The organism is Staphylococcus sp. SUC_1.2 (assembly GCF_026222585.1).
On record NZ_JANJPM010000007.1, the window covers coordinates 66,529 to 85,126 of the forward strand.

The window sequence follows — 18,598 nt, forward strand, 5'->3', positions numbered from 1 at the left end:
TGGAAATAATGCATTTTGAAACAGTTATCGGACTTGAAGTTCACGTTGAATTAAAAACAGACTCAAAAATGTTCTCTCCATCACCAGCGCATTTTGGGGCTGAACCTAACTCAAACACTAATGTTATTGATTTAGCTTATCCGGGTGTCTTACCTGTTGTAAATAGAAGAGCAGTAGATTGGGCGATGCGTGCGTCAATGGCTCTAAACATGGACATTGCTACAAATTCTAAATTTGATCGCAAAAACTATTTTTATCCAGATAATCCGAAAGCATATCAAATTTCTCAATTTGATCAACCAATCGGTGAAAATGGATATATTGATATTGAAGTTGATGGTGAAACGAAGCGTATTGGTATTACTCGTCTTCATATGGAAGAAGATGCTGGTAAATCAACTCATAAAGATGGTTACTCTTTAGTAGACTTAAACCGTCAAGGTACACCATTAATAGAGATTGTATCTGAACCAGATATTCGTTCTCCTAAAGAAGCATATGCTTATTTAGAAAAATTACGTTCAATTATCCAATATACTGGTGTATCTGATTGTAAAATGGAAGAAGGTTCACTACGTTGTGACGCTAATATCTCATTACGTCCTTACGGTCAAAAAGAATTCGGTACTAAAACTGAATTGAAAAATCTAAACTCATTTAACTATGTTAGAAAAGGTTTAGAATACGAAGAAAAACGTCAAGAAGAAGAATTATTAAACGGTGGTACGATTGGTCAAGAAACACGTCGTTTTGATGAATCTACTGGTAAAACTATTTTAATGCGAGTTAAAGAAGGTTCTGATGATTATCGTTACTTCCCAGAACCAGATATTGTACCTTTATATGTCGATGATGAGTGGAAAGAACGTGTGCGACAAACCATTCCAGAATTGCCTGACGAACGTAAAGCTAAATATGTTAATGAACTAGGCTTACCTGAATATGATGCACATGTATTAACCCTTACTAAAGAAATGTCTGATTTCTTTGAAGGTGCGATTGAACATGGCGCAGATGTTAAACTAACATCTAACTGGTTGATGGGTGGCGTTAATGAATATCTTAATAAAAATCAAGTAGATTTAGAAGATACAAAATTAACTCCTGAAAATCTTGCTGGAATGATTAAGCTTATTGAAGATGGAACAATGAGTAGTAAAATTGCCAAAAAAGTATTCCCAGAATTAGCTGAAAATGGTGGAGATGCTAAACAAATTATGGAAGATAAAGGTTTAGTTCAAATCTCAGATGAAGCTACACTATTAAAATTTGTTAATGAAGCTTTAGATAATAATCCACAATCTGTTGAAGATTATAAAAATGGTAAAGGCAAAGCTATGGGCTTCTTAGTGGGTCAAATTATGAAAGCTTCAAAAGGTCAAGCTAATCCTCAAAAAGTCAATCAATTATTAAAACAAGAATTGGATAAAAGATAATAGCTCATCTCATATGAGGTATTAAATATAAGTTTAAGCTAAACTGTTCACAAAGTGTTTGAGATTGTGAACAGTTTTTTATTCATATTTCTAAAGAAAAGGATATTGGATTTCAATAGGATAGATAAGCAAAGTATTTAGTTTGTTCCTAGTGTCAAAAGAATGAGATATTCTTTACTTCGGTTAGTTTATTACAACAATTGTACAACAAAATGATACCTACAAAAATTTAAAAGAATGGGTATAAATACTTTTAACTCATTCATAAATCATTTAATATAGTGTTATGTAATAAAAAGTAGAGGGATAACTTATGAGAAAACGAGCAAGAATCATTTATAATCCAACTTCTGGAAAGGAGCTATTTAAACGCACTTTACCAGATGTTTTAATAAAATTAGAACGTGCAGGTTATGAAACAAGTGCTTATGCAACTGAACGAGAAGGAGATGCTACACTTGAAGCGGAACGTGCACTTGAACAAAACTATGATATTATTATAGCCGCTGGCGGTGATGGCACTTTAAATGAAGTTGTAAATGGAATTGCTGAACAACCCAATAGACCTAAATTAGGTATTATACCTATGGGTACAGTGAATGATTTTGGACGAGCTTTACATTTACCAAATGATATTATGGGTGCAGTAGATGTTATTATTAAAGGTCATACGACAAAAGTAGATATTGGAAAAATGAATAACCGATATTTTATAAATTTAGCTGCTGGAGGTAAGCTCACGCAAGTATCCTATGAAACACCTAGTCGCTTAAAATCTATTGTTGGACCTTTTGCATATTATATAAAAGGTTTCGAAATGTTGCCGCAAATGAAGGCAGTCGATTTGAGAATTGAATATGATAATGAGGTATTCCAAGGGGAAGCACTATTATTCTTACTAGGGCTTACCAATTCAATGGCAGGCTTTGAAAAACTTGTACCTGATGCTAAGTTAGATGATGGGTATTATACTTTAATTATCGTTGAGAAAGCAAACTTAGCTGAATTAGGCCATATCATGACATTAGCTTCTAGAGGTGAACATACCAAACATCCTAAAGTAATATATAAAAAAGCAAAATCAATTAATATTTCATCATTTACAGATATGCAATTAAATGTAGATGGAGAATATGGTGGTAAATTACCTGCAAACTTTTTAAATTTAAAACAGCATATTGAAGTTTGTACTCCTAAAGATATTTATAATGATGAGATATCTGAAAATCATTAAAGTATTTAAGAATTAAACGAATTAGGGAAAATGAAATAAGAAGTTAAAAAGAGGTTATCTATAATTTCTAGTTTGAAAAGGTAAGAAGTTATACGTACCTCTTTTTCATATGGAGTGAAAAAATAATAGTGATGATTAATAAAAATGATGTAATAAAAGGAAAAGTGATAGATTTAACGCATGAAGGACATGGTGTGATTAAATTAGATCGTTATCCTATTTTTGTTCCTAATGTGTTAATTGATGAAGAAGTAGAGTTTAAGGTAATTAAAGTAAAGAAAAACTTTGCTATTGGTAAACTATTAAAAATACTAAAACAAAGTGAGCAAAGAGTAACACCTCCTTGTATATATTATGAGAAATGTGGAGGATGCCAGTTACAACATATGTCTTATGAATCTCAGCTAAAAATGAAAAAACAACAAGTTGTTAATTTATTTCATAAAAAGGCGAAATTAGAGGAAACAGTGATTCACGATACTATTGGTATGAATCATCCATGGCGGTATAGAAATAAATCCCAGCTTCCTGTAGGTAAAGATAAAAATAATAAAACGATAATGGGATATTATCGTCAAAGAAGTCATGACATCATTGATATGGATAGTTGCTTAATTCAAGATGAAAAACAACAAGAACTAATGAATGATATAAAACAGTGGTTAAATGAATTGAATGTAAGCATTTATAATGAAAAAAATAAAAAAGGGTTATTACGTCATGTAGTCATTCGAACAAGTCATTATACAAATGAAGTTATGATTATATTTGTAACAAATGGTTCTAAATTTAAAGAAGCTGAAACGCTAGTACATAGACTAACAGAGGTATATCCTGACATAACAAGTATTAAACAAAATATTAATAATTCACATTCAAATGTCATAATGGGTAAGCAATCGATGACTTTATATGGAAAAGATAAAATTACAGATCAGTTAAGTGAAACTATTTTTGAAATTAGTGATCAATCGTTTTATCAAATTAATTCTGTTCAAACAGAAAAATTATATCAGAAAGCTATTGACTATGCTCAATTAAGTGGAAATGAAATTGTTTTAGATACATATTGTGGTATAGGAACGATTGGGCTTTACATGGCATCAGTGGCTAAACATGTATATGGTGTCGAAATTGTGCCATCAGCTATTGAAGATGCCAAGCAAAATGCTTTAATTAATCATTTTGATAATACAACGTTCGAATGTGGTAAAGCAGAAGAAGTGATAATTGAATGGAAACAAAAAGGAATAGAACCTGATGTTATCATGGTCGATCCTCCACGAAAAGGATGCGATCAAGTCTTTATAGAAACATTATTAGAGTTAGCCCCTAAGCGCATTATCTATATTTCATGTAATCCTTCAACACAACAAAGAGATGCTCAACTTTTAGCTAATCTATATCATTTAAAAGAAATAACACCAGTCGATATGTTTCCACATACAACACATATTGAAACTGTGGCCTTATTCGAAAGAAAAACAGTGTAATTAAATTAAAGTAAATGAGGAGAAGTTTATTAAAATAAGATTACAAAGGGTTTAAGTTATTTATAATCGCTTTCATTCTAACACTTCTACATGTATACTATGAAAGAGTTTTAGTGAAATGAGTGGAGGTTGACAGATGCACAAAATTGATTTATCACACAATCGAATCAAAATATCAAAATTACTTACCATTCAAGTTGTTATGATGTTATTTGCAATTTTATTTACATATAAGTGGGCAGTTAATTATGTTGATATTATTGAACAACGTTTTTTGACAAATGTCATTTATGGAATACTTGGTTTTATTGGAGTATTAATTATTCACGAATTAATACATAAATGTTTATTTTTTATTTTTTCTAAAGGACAGAAACCACAATTTAAATATAAAAATGGAATTTTGCTCATTTATTTGTCATCTAAATACTTTAATAAATGGCAATTTTGTGCAGTCATGCTTGCACCATTAGTAATCATTACAATAGGGTTAATGATTTCATTTTACCACTTTGCTTACTCTTCTATTATATTTATATCAAGCATACACATCGGATATTGTTTGATTGATATATATCTAGCAGGTATAACAATTATTAACAAATTTAAATATATTCGTTCTACTGATGAAGGTATCTTTATGTATCATCATTTGCCTATATCTATAAATAATGATTATGAATAAACATCTGCATAAGTCTTAATATTATTATAAATGCATTTATAAAGTGTTTTCTTTTAGGGTGCAGTATAATAGTATTGAGGCTTATTTTATTTAAAAAGGAGTGAGACAATGACAGAAAGGAGAATCGTTCATATTGATATGGATTGTTTCTACGCTCAGGTAGAAATGAGAGATAATCCTAAATTACAAGGAAAACCTGTCATTGTAGGTGGAAAAGCAAGTCATCGAGGAGTCGTTTCAACCGCTTCATATGAAGCACGTAAATATGGTGTTCATTCAGCAATGCCTATGTCGCAAGCACATAAACTATGTCCAAATGGGTACTATGTTAGAGCAAGATTTGATGTATATCGTGAAGTTTCAAGTAAGATAATGGAAATTTTTAAACAGTATACTGAAATTGTAGAACCTTTAGCACTAGATGAAGCGTATTTAGATATTACTCATTTAGTTAAACCTCATCGATCAGCATCAAAAATTGCTTCAAACATACGTAAAGATATCTTCAATAAAACAGGTTTAACGTCTTCTGCTGGTGTTTCTTATAATAAATATTTAGCTAAATTAGCTAGTGGAATGAATAAGCCTAATGGAATGATGGTTATTCATTATCAGAATGTGCATGACATACTAATGAACTTAGATATAGGTGATTTTCCAGGCGTTGGAAAAGCTTCTAAAAAAATCATGCATGAACATGATATTTATACTGGTAAAGATTTATATAGCAAATCGGAATTTGAATTGATTCGCTGGTTTGGAAAAAAAGGACGAGGACTTTATCAAAAAGCAAGAGGCATTGATGATAGTGAAGTAAAAGCAAGTAGGATTCGTAAGTCAGTAGGAACCGAACGTACTTTTTCAACAGATATTAATGATGATAAAGAGATTCTACAAAAAATATGGGAACTTTCTCGTAAAACATCTGAACGATTAACTCAATTGCAAAAGTCTGGCACAACAGTTACTGTCAAAATTAAAACGCATCGCTTTGAAACTTATTCTAAACAAAGAAGTTTGAGAGAAGCGGTAAGTAAAGACATTGATATTTATAATATAGCTTATGATTTATATCATGAATTAAAAGACCCTGATGTACCTATCAGATTAATTGGGGTTACAGTAGGTCATCTAGAGCAATCAACATATCAAAATATGACCATTTATGATTTCATTTAAAGATAGAAATAGATAAGATGTTTTAAATTATCTATTTCTATCTTTTAAATTTTTACCATGAAATTGAAGCACACTTTGTAAGCTATCATAGTGTTTTAATAATCTATAAGTAATCATTGCGCAAGCTTTTGCGTCATTCAGGGCATCATGATGGCCATGAAAATTTAAGTTGTAATGGTTCATTAGATGTTTTAATCCATATCGATAAGCTTTGATCGTACGTCTAGCAAGTTGATATGAGCAGAAATAGGTAAGTGAGGGAACAGCTATGTTTAAATGTTTTAAGCTTTGATGTAATACACCCATATCAAAAGCAGCATTATGTGCCACTACGGGTAATTGATTTATAAATTGCAACATATATGGAAAGACTTCTTTAAAATCTGGCGCACCTTTAACATCCTCAGGATGAATACCATGAACATGAATATTTGTTTCCGAAAAATAGTCATGAGGATTAACAAGCGTGTAAAACGTTTCGACTATTTCGTTATCTACTACTTTTACCATGCCAACAGAACAAATACTTGTTCTTTTTTTATTTGCAGTTTCAAAATCCAAAGCTATAAATGAATTTTTAAGCATTCTATATTCCTTTCTAAATATTTAAAATGAATTATTCACAGTTTAACAGAAAGTACGATTTAAATATAAATAATTGCTTTTTTCATAATCTATAGATAACAGAGTAAAAAATAGATACGGAATTTAAAGTGAAAAAGTTATAATTAGAAGTGTATTTTGTTACTTTTAATTGAGAATATTTTTTGTTACTTTAGATACATGATATAATTACTCGAGTGAATTATGCGAGGAGGAAAGACATGAGACAATGGACAGCAACACACTTGGCTAAACTAGCACGCAAGATAAGTATCGCAGCAGGAAAAAAAGGAACTGATTTACCAGGTCAAATTGCTCGCAAAGTAGATCAAAATATTTTACGAAAGTTAGCTTCACAAGTTGATGATATTGTTTTTATCAGTGGAACAAATGGTAAAACAACAACTTCCAATTTGATTGGGCACACTTTAAAAGCAAATAATATTGAAATTATACATAATAATGAAGGTGCTAACATGGCTGCTGGAATTACTTCGGCATTCATCATGAAAAATGTAAAAGATATTAAAGTAGCGGTCATTGAAATTGATGAGGGTTCAATTCCAAAAGTATTAAAAGAAGTTACACCTTCAATGATGGTATTTACTAATTTCTTTCGTGACCAAATGGATCGATTTGGTGAAATTGATATTATGGTTAATAATATTGCAAAATCAATTAGTAATAAAGGGATTAAATTAATTTTAAATGCCGATGATCCATTTGTAAGTCGTTTGAAAATAGCGAGTGATACAATTGTATATTACGGAATGAAAGCCCATGCACATGAATTTGAACAAAGTACTATGAATGAAAGTAAATATTGTCCGAATTGTGGTAGATTATTAACTTATGATTATACCCATTATAATCAATTAGGACATTATCATTGTGAATGTGGATTTAAGCGTGAAACACCTAAATATGAAGTTTCACAATTTGAGGTGCAACCATTTATTGATATGGATGTGAACGATGCGCACTTTGAAATGAAAATTGCTGGTGATTTTAATGCTTTTAATGCACTTGCTGCATATTCAGTATTAAAAGAGTTAGGCTTAAATAATGATGCAATTCGTAAAGGATTTAAAACATACACTTCAAATAATGGTCGAATGCAATACTTTAAGCGTGGTCAAAAAGAAGCAATGATTAATTTAGCTAAAAATCCTGCTGGCATGAATGTGAGTCTATCAGTCGGACATCAACTTAAAGAAAAAAAAGTATATGTTATCAGTCTGAATGATAATGCTGCTGATGGCAGAGATACATCTTGGATTTACGATGCGGATTTTGAAAAGTTACGTAATCAAAATATAGAAAAAATTATTGTAACGGGTACAAGAGCAGAAGAATTACAACTTAGACTGAAATTAGCTGAAGTAGATGTTCCAATTATTTTAGAGAAAGATATTTATAAAGCTACAGCTTTAACTATGAATTATCCAGGCTTTACAGTAGCGATTCCAAATTATACGTCACTTTCACCTATGTTAGAACAACTTAATCGCTCATTTGCAGGAGGACGTTAGATATGTACGAATTAACAGTTTTTCATTTTATGTCGGACAAATTAAATTTATATAGTGATATAGGAAATATTATTGCTTTAAAACAGAGAGCAAAAAAACGCAATATTAATTTAAAAGTTATCGAAATTAATGAAACTGAAGGAGTTACATTAGAAAAATGCGATATTTTCTTTATTGGTGGGGGTAGTGATAGAGAACAAAGTATCGCTACTAAAGAGTTAAGTAAAATTAAAACCATATTAAAAGATGCAATAGAAGATGGAATGCCAGGTTTAACCATTTGTGGTGGATATCAATTTTTAGGTACTAAATATATTACCCCTGATGGTACTGAGTTAGAAGGACTTGGAATTTTAGACTTTTATACAAAATCAAAAACAGATCGTTTAACAGGGGATATCGTAATTAAAAGTGATACATTTGGAACAATAGTAGGTTTTGAAAATCACGGTGGTCGTACATATCATAATTTCAATACACTGGGTCATGTAGTAACCGGGTATGGTAATAATGATGATGATAAAAAAGAAGGTATACATTATAAAAACTTATTAGGAACTTACCTACATGGGCCTATATTACCGAAAAATCATGAACTTACTGATTATTTATTAGAGAAGGCATGTGAACGTAAAGGAATTCCATTTACACCAAAACAATTAGATAACACTGAAGAAGAAGCGGCGAAATATGTTATTATTGAACGTTCAGAAAAAGAATAAAAACGTTGGATGACTTGAATTATTTCAATTCATCCAACGTTTTTTTATGCTTTAACAAATCGATTATCTAGTAAATTGTAGATAAGTAAAATTTCATAAATAACATGACTCTTAATTTGATTCTTATCGAATTCTTCTAGTATTTTGACTGAAGATTTTAAAGTAGATATAGATTTAGATTCTCTTTTAAAAACTCCATCTAAAGGGATATTGTTGATACTATTACTAATTTTTATAATTGCCATTTTTTCCTCAGTAGTAAAACAAATATTTACGTTTTTTGGTAAATAAATAATATTTGATAAATGTGTAGCAAGAAGTCTATCAATATATGCTCTATTTGACATATCTTTTAATTGTTTCCATTTATCTTCGTTATTTTTATGATAGCGTAATTCATCTCGTTGATAATTCATTAAAGTATCTGTTTTTTTATTCATATCAGATAAGGTTGCTAATGATGTATTACTATTATCTGAATCAAATTTTCCTAATAATAATTCATGACATCTAGAAGCGAATAGTTCATACAAATTATTTTCTGAATGAATTAAGTTCTCTTCGATTTGATGATAATATTTAGGCGGTAATACGAAAAAATTTACTAATCCAGCAGTTACTAGACCAATTAAAGCTGTTAAGAGTCTTGAGAAAAAATTAAAAAGATAGGCTTCATGAATACCAGGTATCATAGCAACTGAAGTTAATACTGCAACAGTTGTACCAACTTGGAGATTTAATTTTGTACACGCTAAAATAGTAAAAATAGCACTAAAGGTGTAAGTAAATGGAGATTGATCGCCGAAGATATAAGTAAAAATAACTGCAAACAATGCACCTATGACGGTAGCAGGAAGTCGACGATAACCTTTTCGTAAAGAAGCTTTAGCAGTTGGTTCAATCGAAACAATTGCTGTTAAAATAGCAAATATAGGAGTTAAGTTTAATAGTAAACAAAATAAAGTTGTTAGAAAAGTAGCTAGACCCGTTTTTATTGTTCTAGCGCCTATAATATGTTTATACCATTGATTCATATTGTTAAATCCTCTCAAAGAACGAACGTGATGATTATAATGTTAGAATAAGTTTAATATCAAGTTTGATGTAGTGAGACATCAAGTCAGTAGATATTACATTTCTTATTTAGTATATCAAAAAATTTTTGGTATAATAAGGTGGAATATTTTTTAAAAAGGAACGGGATAATATGATTGTAAAAACAGATGAAGAATTACAAGCGTTAAAAGAAATAGGATATATATGTGCAAAAGTGCGAGATACAATGCAAGAAGCAACTAAACCTGGGATTACTACAAAAGAATTAGACAATATCGCTAAAGAATTATTTGAAGAACATGGTGCAATCTCAGCACCTATTCATGATGAAAAATTCCCAGGTCAAACTTGTATTAGTGTTAATGAAGAAGTAGCTCATGGAATACCTGGTAAACGTATTATTCGTGAAGGGGACTTAGTTAATATAGATGTTTCAGCATTAAAAAATGGATATTATGCAGATACTGGCATTTCTTTTGTAGTAGGAGAAGCGGATAACCCTTTAAAACAAAAAGTATGTGATGTAGCACTTGAAGCATTTGATGCAGCAATGGCTAAAGTAAAACCAGGTACAAAACTAAGTAATATTGGTAAAGCAGTACATGCTACAGCACGTAAAAATGATTTAACTGTTATTAAAAATTTAACAGGCCATGGTGTAGGACAATCTTTACATGAAGCGCCAAGTCATGTTATGAATTATTATGATCCTAAAGATAAGACGCTTTTAAAAGAAGGCGTAGTCATTGCAGTAGAACCTTTTATTTCATCTAAAGCAACATTTGTTACTGAAGGCAAAAATGACTGGGCATTTGAAACTAAAGATAAAAGCTTTGTGGCCCAAATTGAGCATACTGTCATTGTTACGAAAGATGGCCCGATTTTAACAACAAAAATTGATTAAGAAAAATGAAGTTGAAAAGAAGTCATTTTGATGTCGTCGTCCCACACTGACAATGATTCCCCAACATAGAGATGTTCCATAAAGAACATTTCTATGTTGGAATTTGGAGTCTCTGATGATGTTGAAAAAACTTGTGATAAAATGTATTTTCAAGAATTATTAGTATATTAAAAAGAGTCCGGAACATAAAGTTTCTGGATAAGTGAAAAAAGACAATTTCTATGCCTAAGACAACAATGATGTCTTAGGCTTTTTTATGACCAACGTTGTTCTACTTTGCCAAATTTCCAAATAAGAGTGGACATAAAACATGTAATCAAAAATAAAGCTACCAAAAAATAGCTTAATTAGTCAAAGCGAATCGACTGAACAATATTACAAAATACACATTTTACTGAAACACCTAAAAGAATAGACTTTAAAAACACAACACCAAATAATAAATAGTTAGTATCAGCGATAAATGAAAAACTAAATTTGAACATGTGAAGTAAAAAATGTTTAAGATATATGGATACCACCTTAAATCACTCTTTTCAATAGTATTCAACTCATATCCTTATTTTTAAATTAAAATTAATCGTACTTAAGTATGAGAAGAAAATGGTTCCTAGGACTATATTAAGTAAGATTCCACTCATTTATAATAAAGTTTAGTAAACAACGAGGTGGTTCTATGAATTATTTAGATTTATATTTACAACACTTTTTAAAAATAATTATAAAAAATAATATTAATGATTATCGTTCATTATTAGATGATAAGCTTCAGAGTATGGAACGATATATAAAATATTTAAAAAATAAAAAAGAAAAAATCAATACTTTAATTGACAGTTTATCTGCTACACTAGAGAATAAGTATATTGATATGATAAATATGTATAATATAAAGAATGCTCAGGAAGTTCATAATTATGAAATAGATTTATTAAAACAACGTTTAGATAAATTTGAAGCATATTATGCCAAAATTGAAGCTAATATTCATCGTTGTACGAAAGAACGTATTGCTGCAGAAGAACAATATGCAATAATTGAACAAATGAGTTATGTAGCTTAATTAAAATCAGGAGGGACACATTGACACGTAAATATATATCTACTGAATTATTAATTATTTTTACAGCGCTAATGATTATCGCTAACTTTTATTACATCTTTTTTGAAAAAATTGGATATTTATTTATTTTATTATTAGGATGTATATTAATTTATGTAGGGTACCTTTACTTTCATAAAGTAAGAGGGTTATTGGCGTTTTGGATAGGAGCACTACTCATAGCGTTTACCTTGTTATCCAACAAATATACGATTATTATTTTATTTATATTTTTAGTAATAATCATTATTAGATACTTAGTTTTTAAATTTAAACCTTTGAAGATTGTGGCCTCGGAAGAAGAAGTGACCTCTCCTCAATTTATTAAACAACGTTGGCTAGGTGAACAACGTACTCCAGTATATGTATATAAATGGGAAGATGTGCAAATTCAACATGGGGTTGGAGATATTCATATTGATATGACAAAAGCAGCAAACATCAAAGAAAATAATACGATTGTAGTTAGACATATTTTAGGTAAAGTACAACTGATTGTTCCAGTTAATTATAATATTAATCTTCACATGGCATCATTTTATGGTACCGCTTATATAAATGGAGAAGCATATAAAGTAGAAAATAATCATGTCCAAGTAGAAGAAAAACCGAAAGAAGAAAATTATAGTGTAAATATATATGTATCAACATTTATTGGTGATGTTGAGGTGATTTATCGATGAATCACTATTTAAGAGCAATAGGATCCATGCTTATTTTAGTGTATAGCATGCTAACTGCGTTTTTATTTATAGATAAAGTTTTTGTAAATATTATATATTTTCAAGGAATGTTCTATACTCAAATATTTGGTATACCTGTGTTTCTATTTCTTAATTTAGTGATTATTTTACTTTGTATTATCGTTGGCTCTGTATTAGCTTATAAAATAAATCAGCAAAATGATTGGATAAAGAATCAAATTGAACACGCCATTGAAGGTGAAACGGTAGGTATTAATGATAAAAACATAGAACTATATAATGAAACAATTGATATTTATCAAATGTTAGTGCCTTTAAATCAAGAATTACAGCGATTAAGAATCAAAACTCAAAATTTAACAAATGAAAACTACAATATGAATGACATTAAAGTAAAAAAAATTATAGAAGATGAGCGTCAGCGTTTAGCAAGGGAATTACACGATTCAGTAAGTCAACAACTTTTCGCAGCAAGTATGATGTTATCAGCGATAAAAGAAACAGAACTAGAACCACCCCTTAACCAACAAATTCCAGTACTTGAGAAAATGATACAAGAATCTCAATTAGAGATGCGAGCGCTGTTACTACATTTGCGACCTTTAGGACTCAAGGATAAATCATTAGGGGAAGGTATTAAAGATTTAGTCATTGATTTACAAAAGAAAGTACCTATGAAAGTCATTTATGATATACAAGATTTTAAAGTGCCTAAAGGAATTGAAGATCATCTATTTCGAATTACACAAGAGGCAATTTCAAATACATTAAGACATTCTGATGGAACTAAAGTGACAGTCGAATTATTTAATCATCAAGATTATTTATTATTAAGAATTCAAGATAATGGTAAAGGCTTTAACGTAGATGAAAAAGTAGAACAAAGTTATGGATTGAAAAATATGAGAGAACGTGCATTAGAAATAGGTGCAACGTTTCATATCGTATCTCTACCAGATTCAGGAACTAGAATAGAGGTAAAAGCACCTTTAACGAAAGAGGAGGGTTAATATGACGATTAAAGTATTATTTGTAGACGATCATGAAATGGTTAGAATTGGTATTTCAAGTTATTTATCTACTCAATCTGATATTGAAGTAGTAGGAGAAGGATCATCAGGAAAAGAGGCAATTGAAAAAGCACATACGTTAAATCCTGATTTAATTTTAATGGATTTGTTAATGAATGATATGGACGGTGTAGAAGCGACGACACAAATAAAAAAAGATTTGCCTCATATCAAAGTAGTCATGTTAACAAGTTTTATAGAAGATAAAGAAGTATATAGAGCACTTGATGCAGGGGTTGATAGTTATATATTAAAAACGACAAGTGCCAGTGATATTGCAGAAGCAGTTAGAAAAACATATCGTGGAGAATCTGTATTCGAGCCAGAAGTTTTAGTAAAAATGAGAAATAGAATGAAGAAGAAAGCAGAATTATATGAAATGCTCACTGAACGTGAAATGGAAATATTGTTATTAATTGCTAAAGGCTATTCTAATCAAGAAATTGCCAGTGCTTCACATATTACAATTAAAACAGTAAAAACACATGTGAGTAATATTTTAAGTAAACTAGAGGTACAAGATAGAACACAAGCGGTTATTTATGCATTCCAACATAATTTAATTCAATAATAAAAAGCTCCTTATAAAGAAGTCAAAAAATGACTATCTCATAAGGAGGTTTTTCGTTAAAAGTTTTCTTTTCTATAGCTATTTATCTTTATCAAATTTATCTTTAATTTTATCAACAAAAGAGTCTTGTTCACTATGTTTATCATTGGGTGTAGGATCCACATCATAATTTTTTTCATATTTAGATGATGCTGTAGAATCGTATTCATATTTTGTATTCTCATTGTAATGATTTTCATTATTATCATCATGTTTTAAGGCAGCTTCTTCAGGTGTAGAACCTTTAATGACATGTCTTTGATGAATAATTGCATTAATTTCAGCACCAATAATGATAATGAAACATGTAATGTAAATCCATAGTAATAAAATGATGATTCCAGCAAGACTACCATATGTTTTAGAATAGTTGCCAAAGTTAGATAAATACCAACCAAATGCAAATGATCCTAATAACCATACAATAGAAGTAAAGATTGCACCAGGATATACAGATTTAAACTTAGTTTTAACGTTAGGTGCTACTGAATATAATGTTAAGAATAAAATAATAATAACAATAAGTGGTAACAATATACGCACTAAATCAAATATCCAAGCGACTTGTTGATCTAAACCTAACGGACCAAATAGATGATCTTTAATAAAATTACCAAATGTAGGTAATGTTAGAGCTATAGCTAATACAATAGCCATAACAATTGTAAACAAAATGCTTAATAATTTAAGAACAATAGGATTACGAGCATCTTCAACATCATAAGCAACATTAAATGAATTCATAATTGCTGTCATACCATTTGATGCTGACCAAATAGCTAAAATCAAACCAACTGATAATAAGCTACCACTAGAGTTACTTGTAATATCTTTAAAAATTTTAGTAACAACGTCAGCAGTCTCAGCAGGAGCATTTTGACTAACTAAGTCTTTAATTTGCTGAGGATCAATTTGGAATAATGGTAATAAAGTTAATAAAAAGATTAACATTGGGAATAAAGCTAATACAAAGTGATACGTCATTTGAGCCGCTAAACCTGAAGCATCATCTTTACCAATACGATAAATAAGATAAGATAAAAAATTAGAATTTTTAGTGTATTTTGCAGGTTTATTCAACCTAGAAACGAAAAAAACTTGTTTATCTTTTTTAGGCTTCTTTGATTGAAATTCCTGAGGTTCTACGTATGTACGATCAACCTTTATTTTCTCTTTATTTTCTGTCTCTTTTTCCTTAATAGAGTTAAGGTACTTAGAGTTTGATTGATTTTTTTTTGACATAGACGTCTCCTTAAAAATTAATTCTAAAATAAAGGCAAAACTACCTAAGTAAAAAGGAATTTTGCCTTTATTTTCTGTCAATTATATTTGATTAGCTAAGACGATTGTTTTTACGATTTACAAATGTATCTTTAGCATCTTTAATTGATTTTTCTAATTCTGGATTATTACGACGAATTTCTTCGATCGTATCTTTCCAATACAATACTTCATTTTTAATTGAAGTAATTTTAGAAGGTTTACGAGAACGATTACCTTCTTTAATGTCTTTGAATGATTGTACTAATGCATTACGTGTTGATTTATCTGCTAAAGTAGCAGCTCCACCAACGATAGCACCAATAATAATACCTGGAACAAATTTGTTTTCCATTTTAGTTACCCCTCTTTCAAATTAGTATCTTTAACGATGAAATCTATTAAATTGTCACAAGATGATTGTACCATGTCATATACACCTTCAAAATTATTTGTGTAATAAGGATCAGGCACATCAGTCTCTTCCATGTTACTAAATTCTAGCAATTTGAACAATTGACCTTTAAGATTGGGATTAATTGATTTAATATTATCCACATTACTTTGGTCCATAGCGATAATATAATCAAAATCATCATCAGGTTCAAATAATTCACTAACAATACCATCAAAAGGTATATGGTGTTGTTTCAGAATTTTTTGAGTACCTTGATGAGGAGGTTCACCTAAATTCCAACGTCCAGTACCCCTAGAATGTACAATAACATCAGAAATACCGCGTTCTTTTAATCGTTGACGCATGATTGCTTCAGCCATTGTAGAACGACAAATATTTCCAAGACATACAAAAGCTACATCTACCATCTTGTACTCCTCCAAACTTTAATATATAAACTATTTTATAGTTATTTTTAACATTTATAAAGCCATAATTTTACTAATTTCTATAAAAGTTTAATAAATTTTTATACTTTGATAAAATATGATAATAAAGAGGTGAAACAAATGGCACAGAATAATGAACAAATGATTAAAAATATTCGAAAAAAATTAAATATTGTAAATCAATCTTTAATTAATCCAGAAAAATTTAAAGATACAGATACAAAGGATATTAAAGACATTCATGATTTTGTTATGTCTAAAGATTCATTTTCACCAAGTGAAATTACAGCAATTGCTGATGAATTAGGTAATTTACGTCACGAGTAAGGAGAATTTAAATGGCCAATCAAGATTATCAAGACAAATTAAAACAATATGCAGAATTATTAGTAAAGGTAGGTATGAACGTTCAACAAAATCAACCTGTGTTTATAAGAACTTCTGTAGAAACTATAGAATTAACGCGCTTAATTGTCGAAGTAGCCTATAAAGAAGGCGCTTCAGATGTAAGAGTGGTATATACAGATCCTATTTTAGAACGCTTAAAATATGAAAATGAAGCTGTTGATTATTTTGAAAATCATGCTGTTAAAGCTTATGATGTTGAAGAGCGTATGGATTATGCTCGTAGAGGAGCAGCGAATTTAGCACTTATTTCCGGTGATCCAGATTTATTAAATGGCATTGATGCAGAAAAATTAAAAGCGTCTCAGTTTAATTATGGACAAGCATTCAAAGGGTATATGGAAGGTAGCCAAAAAAATGCATTTCCATGGGTAGTAGCTGCATTTCCATCTAAAGCATGGGCAAAACGTGTATATCCTAATTTGCCTGAAGAAGAAGCATACAGTCAATTTATCGATGAAGTATTCGAAATTGTACGTGTGGATGGAAATGACCCAATCACAAATTGGGAGCAACATGTGAAATCTCTAAGTGTACATGCAAATAAACTTCAAGAAAAAAATTATAAGGCATTACATTATATGTCTGAAGGCACTGATTTAACAGTAGGACTACCAAAAGGACATATTTGGGAAGATGCAACAAGCTATGTAAATGGAAATCAACAACCATTTATTGCTAACATCCCAACGGAAGAAGTATTTACTGCACCAGATAGAAATCATGTAGATGGCTATGTAACTAATAAATTACCATTAAGTTATAATGGTAATATTATTGATGGATTCACTTTAACATTTAAAAATGGTGAAATTATCGATGTTAAAGCAGAAAAAGGTGAAGAAGTTTTAAAAGATTTAATTAGCACAGATGAAGGCTCTAAGCGATTAGGAGAAGTTGCTCTAGTTCCAGATGATTCGCCAATTTCAAATCGTAATACTATCTTTTATAATACTCTATTTGATGAAAATGCATCTTGTCATCTTGCTATTGGTTCAGCCTACGGGTTTAATATTAAAGGTGGCACAGAAATGTCTACTGAAGAAAAAATAGCAAGTGGGTTAAATGATTCTAATGTTCATGTGGATTTTATGATTGGAAGTTCAGATCTAACGATATATGGTATTTTACAAGACGGCTCTAAAGAATTAGTTTTCGAAAATGGGAATTGGGCACAATAACTCATTTAAATTAGGAATAGGAGAAATAAAGTATGTCAAATTCTCAAGTTAATAAAAAATCTATGTCTGAATCAAAAAGTATTAAAACACGACAAGTATTTCCTCAAGATACCAATCATCACCATACAATGTTTGGTGGATCATTGATGGCTAATATTGATGAAATAGCTGCAATTACAGCTATGAAACATGCGAATGCACAAGTGGTTACTGCTTCTACTGACTCGGTGGATTTTTTAAGACCTATAAAAACAGGGGATATTACGTCTTATGAAGCAATGGTAAGTTACGCAGGATCAAGTTCAATGGAAATTTGTGTGCAAATTATTATTGAAGATGTGCTAAATAAGGAAAGACATTTAGCAGCATTGAGCTTTTTAACATTTGTTGCCCTAGATGAAAATGGAAAACCAACACGTATTCCTAAAGTGTACCCTGAAACTAAAATAGAAAAGTGGTTCTATGAAGGAGCACCAAAACGTGTTCAACGAAGAAAAGAACGACGTGAAGAAAGTAAAAAAACCATTGAATTTTTATCTGAAGCACAGCACATAGAAGATATTTAAGATTTATAAT

The 18,598-nt window shown here is 30.2% G+C and carries 20 protein-coding genes; 15 read left to right on the top strand and 5 right to left on the bottom strand.

The features are described from left to right. Positions 1–8 precede the first annotated feature (8 nt). From gatB to dinB, 5 genes are all read left to right on the top strand, one after another. Positions 9–1,436 (top strand): Asp-tRNA(Asn)/Glu-tRNA(Gln) amidotransferase subunit GatB, encoded by a 1,428-nt coding sequence (gene gatB / locus NR218_RS03950; protein WP_017175240.1) that lies wholly within the window; start codon positions 9–11, stop codon positions 1,434–1,436. Between the two features lie 313 nt (positions 1,437–1,749). Then, entirely contained in the window at positions 1,750–2,670 is a 921-nt protein-coding gene (locus tag NR218_RS03955) for a diacylglycerol kinase (protein ID WP_017175239.1), read from the top strand. A gap of 131 nt (positions 2,671–2,801) precedes the next feature. Next, positions 2,802–4,163: a 23S rRNA (uracil(1939)-C(5))-methyltransferase RlmD gene (gene rlmD, locus NR218_RS03960; RefSeq protein WP_049417206.1), complete on the top strand. Its 1,362-nt coding sequence runs from the start codon at positions 2,802–2,804 to the stop codon at positions 4,161–4,163. Between the two features lie 136 nt (positions 4,164–4,299). Continuing rightward, complete coding sequence (locus NR218_RS03965) at positions 4,300–4,848, top strand: DUF3267 domain-containing protein (RefSeq protein ID WP_017175237.1); 549 nt, start codon at positions 4,300–4,302, stop codon at positions 4,846–4,848. 108 nt (positions 4,849–4,956) lie between these two features. Further along, positions 4,957–6,027: a DNA polymerase IV gene (gene dinB, locus NR218_RS03970; RefSeq protein ID WP_017175236.1), complete on the top strand. Its 1,071-nt coding sequence runs from the start codon at positions 4,957–4,959 to the stop codon at positions 6,025–6,027. A gap of 27 nt (positions 6,028–6,054) precedes the next feature. On the opposite strand, the gene NR218_RS03975 is transcribed toward dinB, so the two are convergent. Then, entirely contained in the window at positions 6,055–6,612 is a 558-nt protein-coding gene (locus NR218_RS03975; RefSeq protein WP_017175235.1) for a 3'-5' exonuclease, read from the bottom strand. Between the two features lie 239 nt (positions 6,613–6,851). Here NR218_RS03975 and NR218_RS03980 point away from each other — a divergent pair, with 239 nt between their 5' ends. Then, positions 6,852–8,162 carry a Mur ligase family protein gene (locus NR218_RS03980; protein WP_019835588.1) on the top strand — a complete coding sequence of 437 codons (1,311 nt, stop codon included), beginning with the start codon at positions 6,852–6,854 and terminating at the stop codon, positions 8,160–8,162. A 2-nt stretch (positions 8,163–8,164) separates the two neighbouring features. Then, on the top strand, positions 8,165–8,884 hold the full coding sequence (locus NR218_RS03985; protein ID WP_019835589.1) for a type 1 glutamine amidotransferase: 720 nt from the start codon (positions 8,165–8,167) through the stop codon (positions 8,882–8,884). A gap of 44 nt (positions 8,885–8,928) precedes the next feature. Here NR218_RS03985 and NR218_RS03990 read toward each other — a convergent pair whose 3' ends face one another. Then, positions 8,929–9,918 (bottom strand): FUSC family protein, encoded by a 990-nt coding sequence (locus NR218_RS03990; protein ID WP_017175232.1) that lies wholly within the window; start codon positions 9,916–9,918, stop codon positions 8,929–8,931. A gap of 173 nt (positions 9,919–10,091) precedes the next feature. Between NR218_RS03990 and map the strand changes: the two genes are divergently transcribed. The 5 genes from map to vraR all read left to right on the top strand — a co-directional run bounded on the left by map (position 10,092) and on the right by vraR (position 14,291). Continuing rightward, entirely contained in the window at positions 10,092–10,844 is a 753-nt protein-coding gene (map, locus tag NR218_RS03995) for a type I methionyl aminopeptidase (protein ID WP_061544444.1), read from the top strand. A 676-nt stretch (positions 10,845–11,520) separates the two neighbouring features. After that, entirely contained in the window at positions 11,521–11,907 is a 387-nt protein-coding gene (locus NR218_RS04005) for a hypothetical protein (protein WP_049335625.1), read from the top strand. A gap of 20 nt (positions 11,908–11,927) precedes the next feature. Further along, entirely contained in the window at positions 11,928–12,629 is a 702-nt protein-coding gene (gene liaF, locus NR218_RS04010) for a cell wall-active antibiotics response protein LiaF (RefSeq protein ID WP_017175229.1), read from the top strand. Next, the gene (locus NR218_RS04015; protein WP_017175228.1) at positions 12,626–13,660 is read left to right on the top strand and encodes a sensor histidine kinase; all 1,035 of its coding nucleotides are present in this window, start codon (positions 12,626–12,628) and stop codon (positions 13,658–13,660) included. The genes liaF and NR218_RS04015 overlap by 4 nt, the downstream gene beginning before the upstream one ends. 1 nt (position 13,661) lies before the next feature. Continuing rightward, complete coding sequence (gene vraR, locus NR218_RS04020) at positions 13,662–14,291, top strand: two-component system response regulator VraR (protein WP_002450048.1); 630 nt, start codon at positions 13,662–13,664, stop codon at positions 14,289–14,291. A gap of 78 nt (positions 14,292–14,369) precedes the next feature. Here the strand turns inward: vraR and NR218_RS04025 are convergent, their stop codons facing one another. From NR218_RS04025 to NR218_RS04035, 3 genes are all read right to left on the bottom strand, one after another. After that, positions 14,370–15,572, bottom strand: coding sequence for a YihY/virulence factor BrkB family protein (locus tag NR218_RS04025; protein WP_017175227.1), 1,203 nt, complete (start codon positions 15,570–15,572; stop codon positions 14,370–14,372). A gap of 91 nt (positions 15,573–15,663) precedes the next feature. Continuing rightward, positions 15,664–15,945, bottom strand: coding sequence for a hypothetical protein (locus NR218_RS04030; protein WP_002450075.1), 282 nt, complete (start codon positions 15,943–15,945; stop codon positions 15,664–15,666). Between the two features lie 5 nt (positions 15,946–15,950). Further along, positions 15,951–16,415, bottom strand: a complete 465-nt coding sequence (locus NR218_RS04035; RefSeq protein ID WP_017175226.1) for a low molecular weight protein-tyrosine-phosphatase — start codon at positions 16,413–16,415, stop codon at positions 15,951–15,953. 141 nt (positions 16,416–16,556) lie between these two features. Here NR218_RS04035 and NR218_RS04040 point away from each other — a divergent pair, with 141 nt between their 5' ends. From NR218_RS04040 to NR218_RS04050, 3 genes are read left to right on the top strand one after another with little or no spacing between them, the layout of a single operon-like run. Beyond that, a complete protein-coding gene (locus NR218_RS04040) occupies positions 16,557–16,763 on the top strand; it encodes a DUF1128 domain-containing protein (protein ID WP_002450082.1) in 207 nt (68 codons plus the stop codon). A gap of 11 nt (positions 16,764–16,774) precedes the next feature. Next, entirely contained in the window at positions 16,775–18,022 is a 1,248-nt protein-coding gene (locus tag NR218_RS04045; protein WP_017175225.1) for an aminopeptidase, read from the top strand. A 32-nt stretch (positions 18,023–18,054) separates the two neighbouring features. Further along, positions 18,055–18,588: an acyl-CoA thioesterase gene (locus NR218_RS04050; RefSeq protein ID WP_017175224.1), complete on the top strand. Its 534-nt coding sequence runs from the start codon at positions 18,055–18,057 to the stop codon at positions 18,586–18,588. Positions 18,589–18,598: the final 10 nt, after the last annotated feature.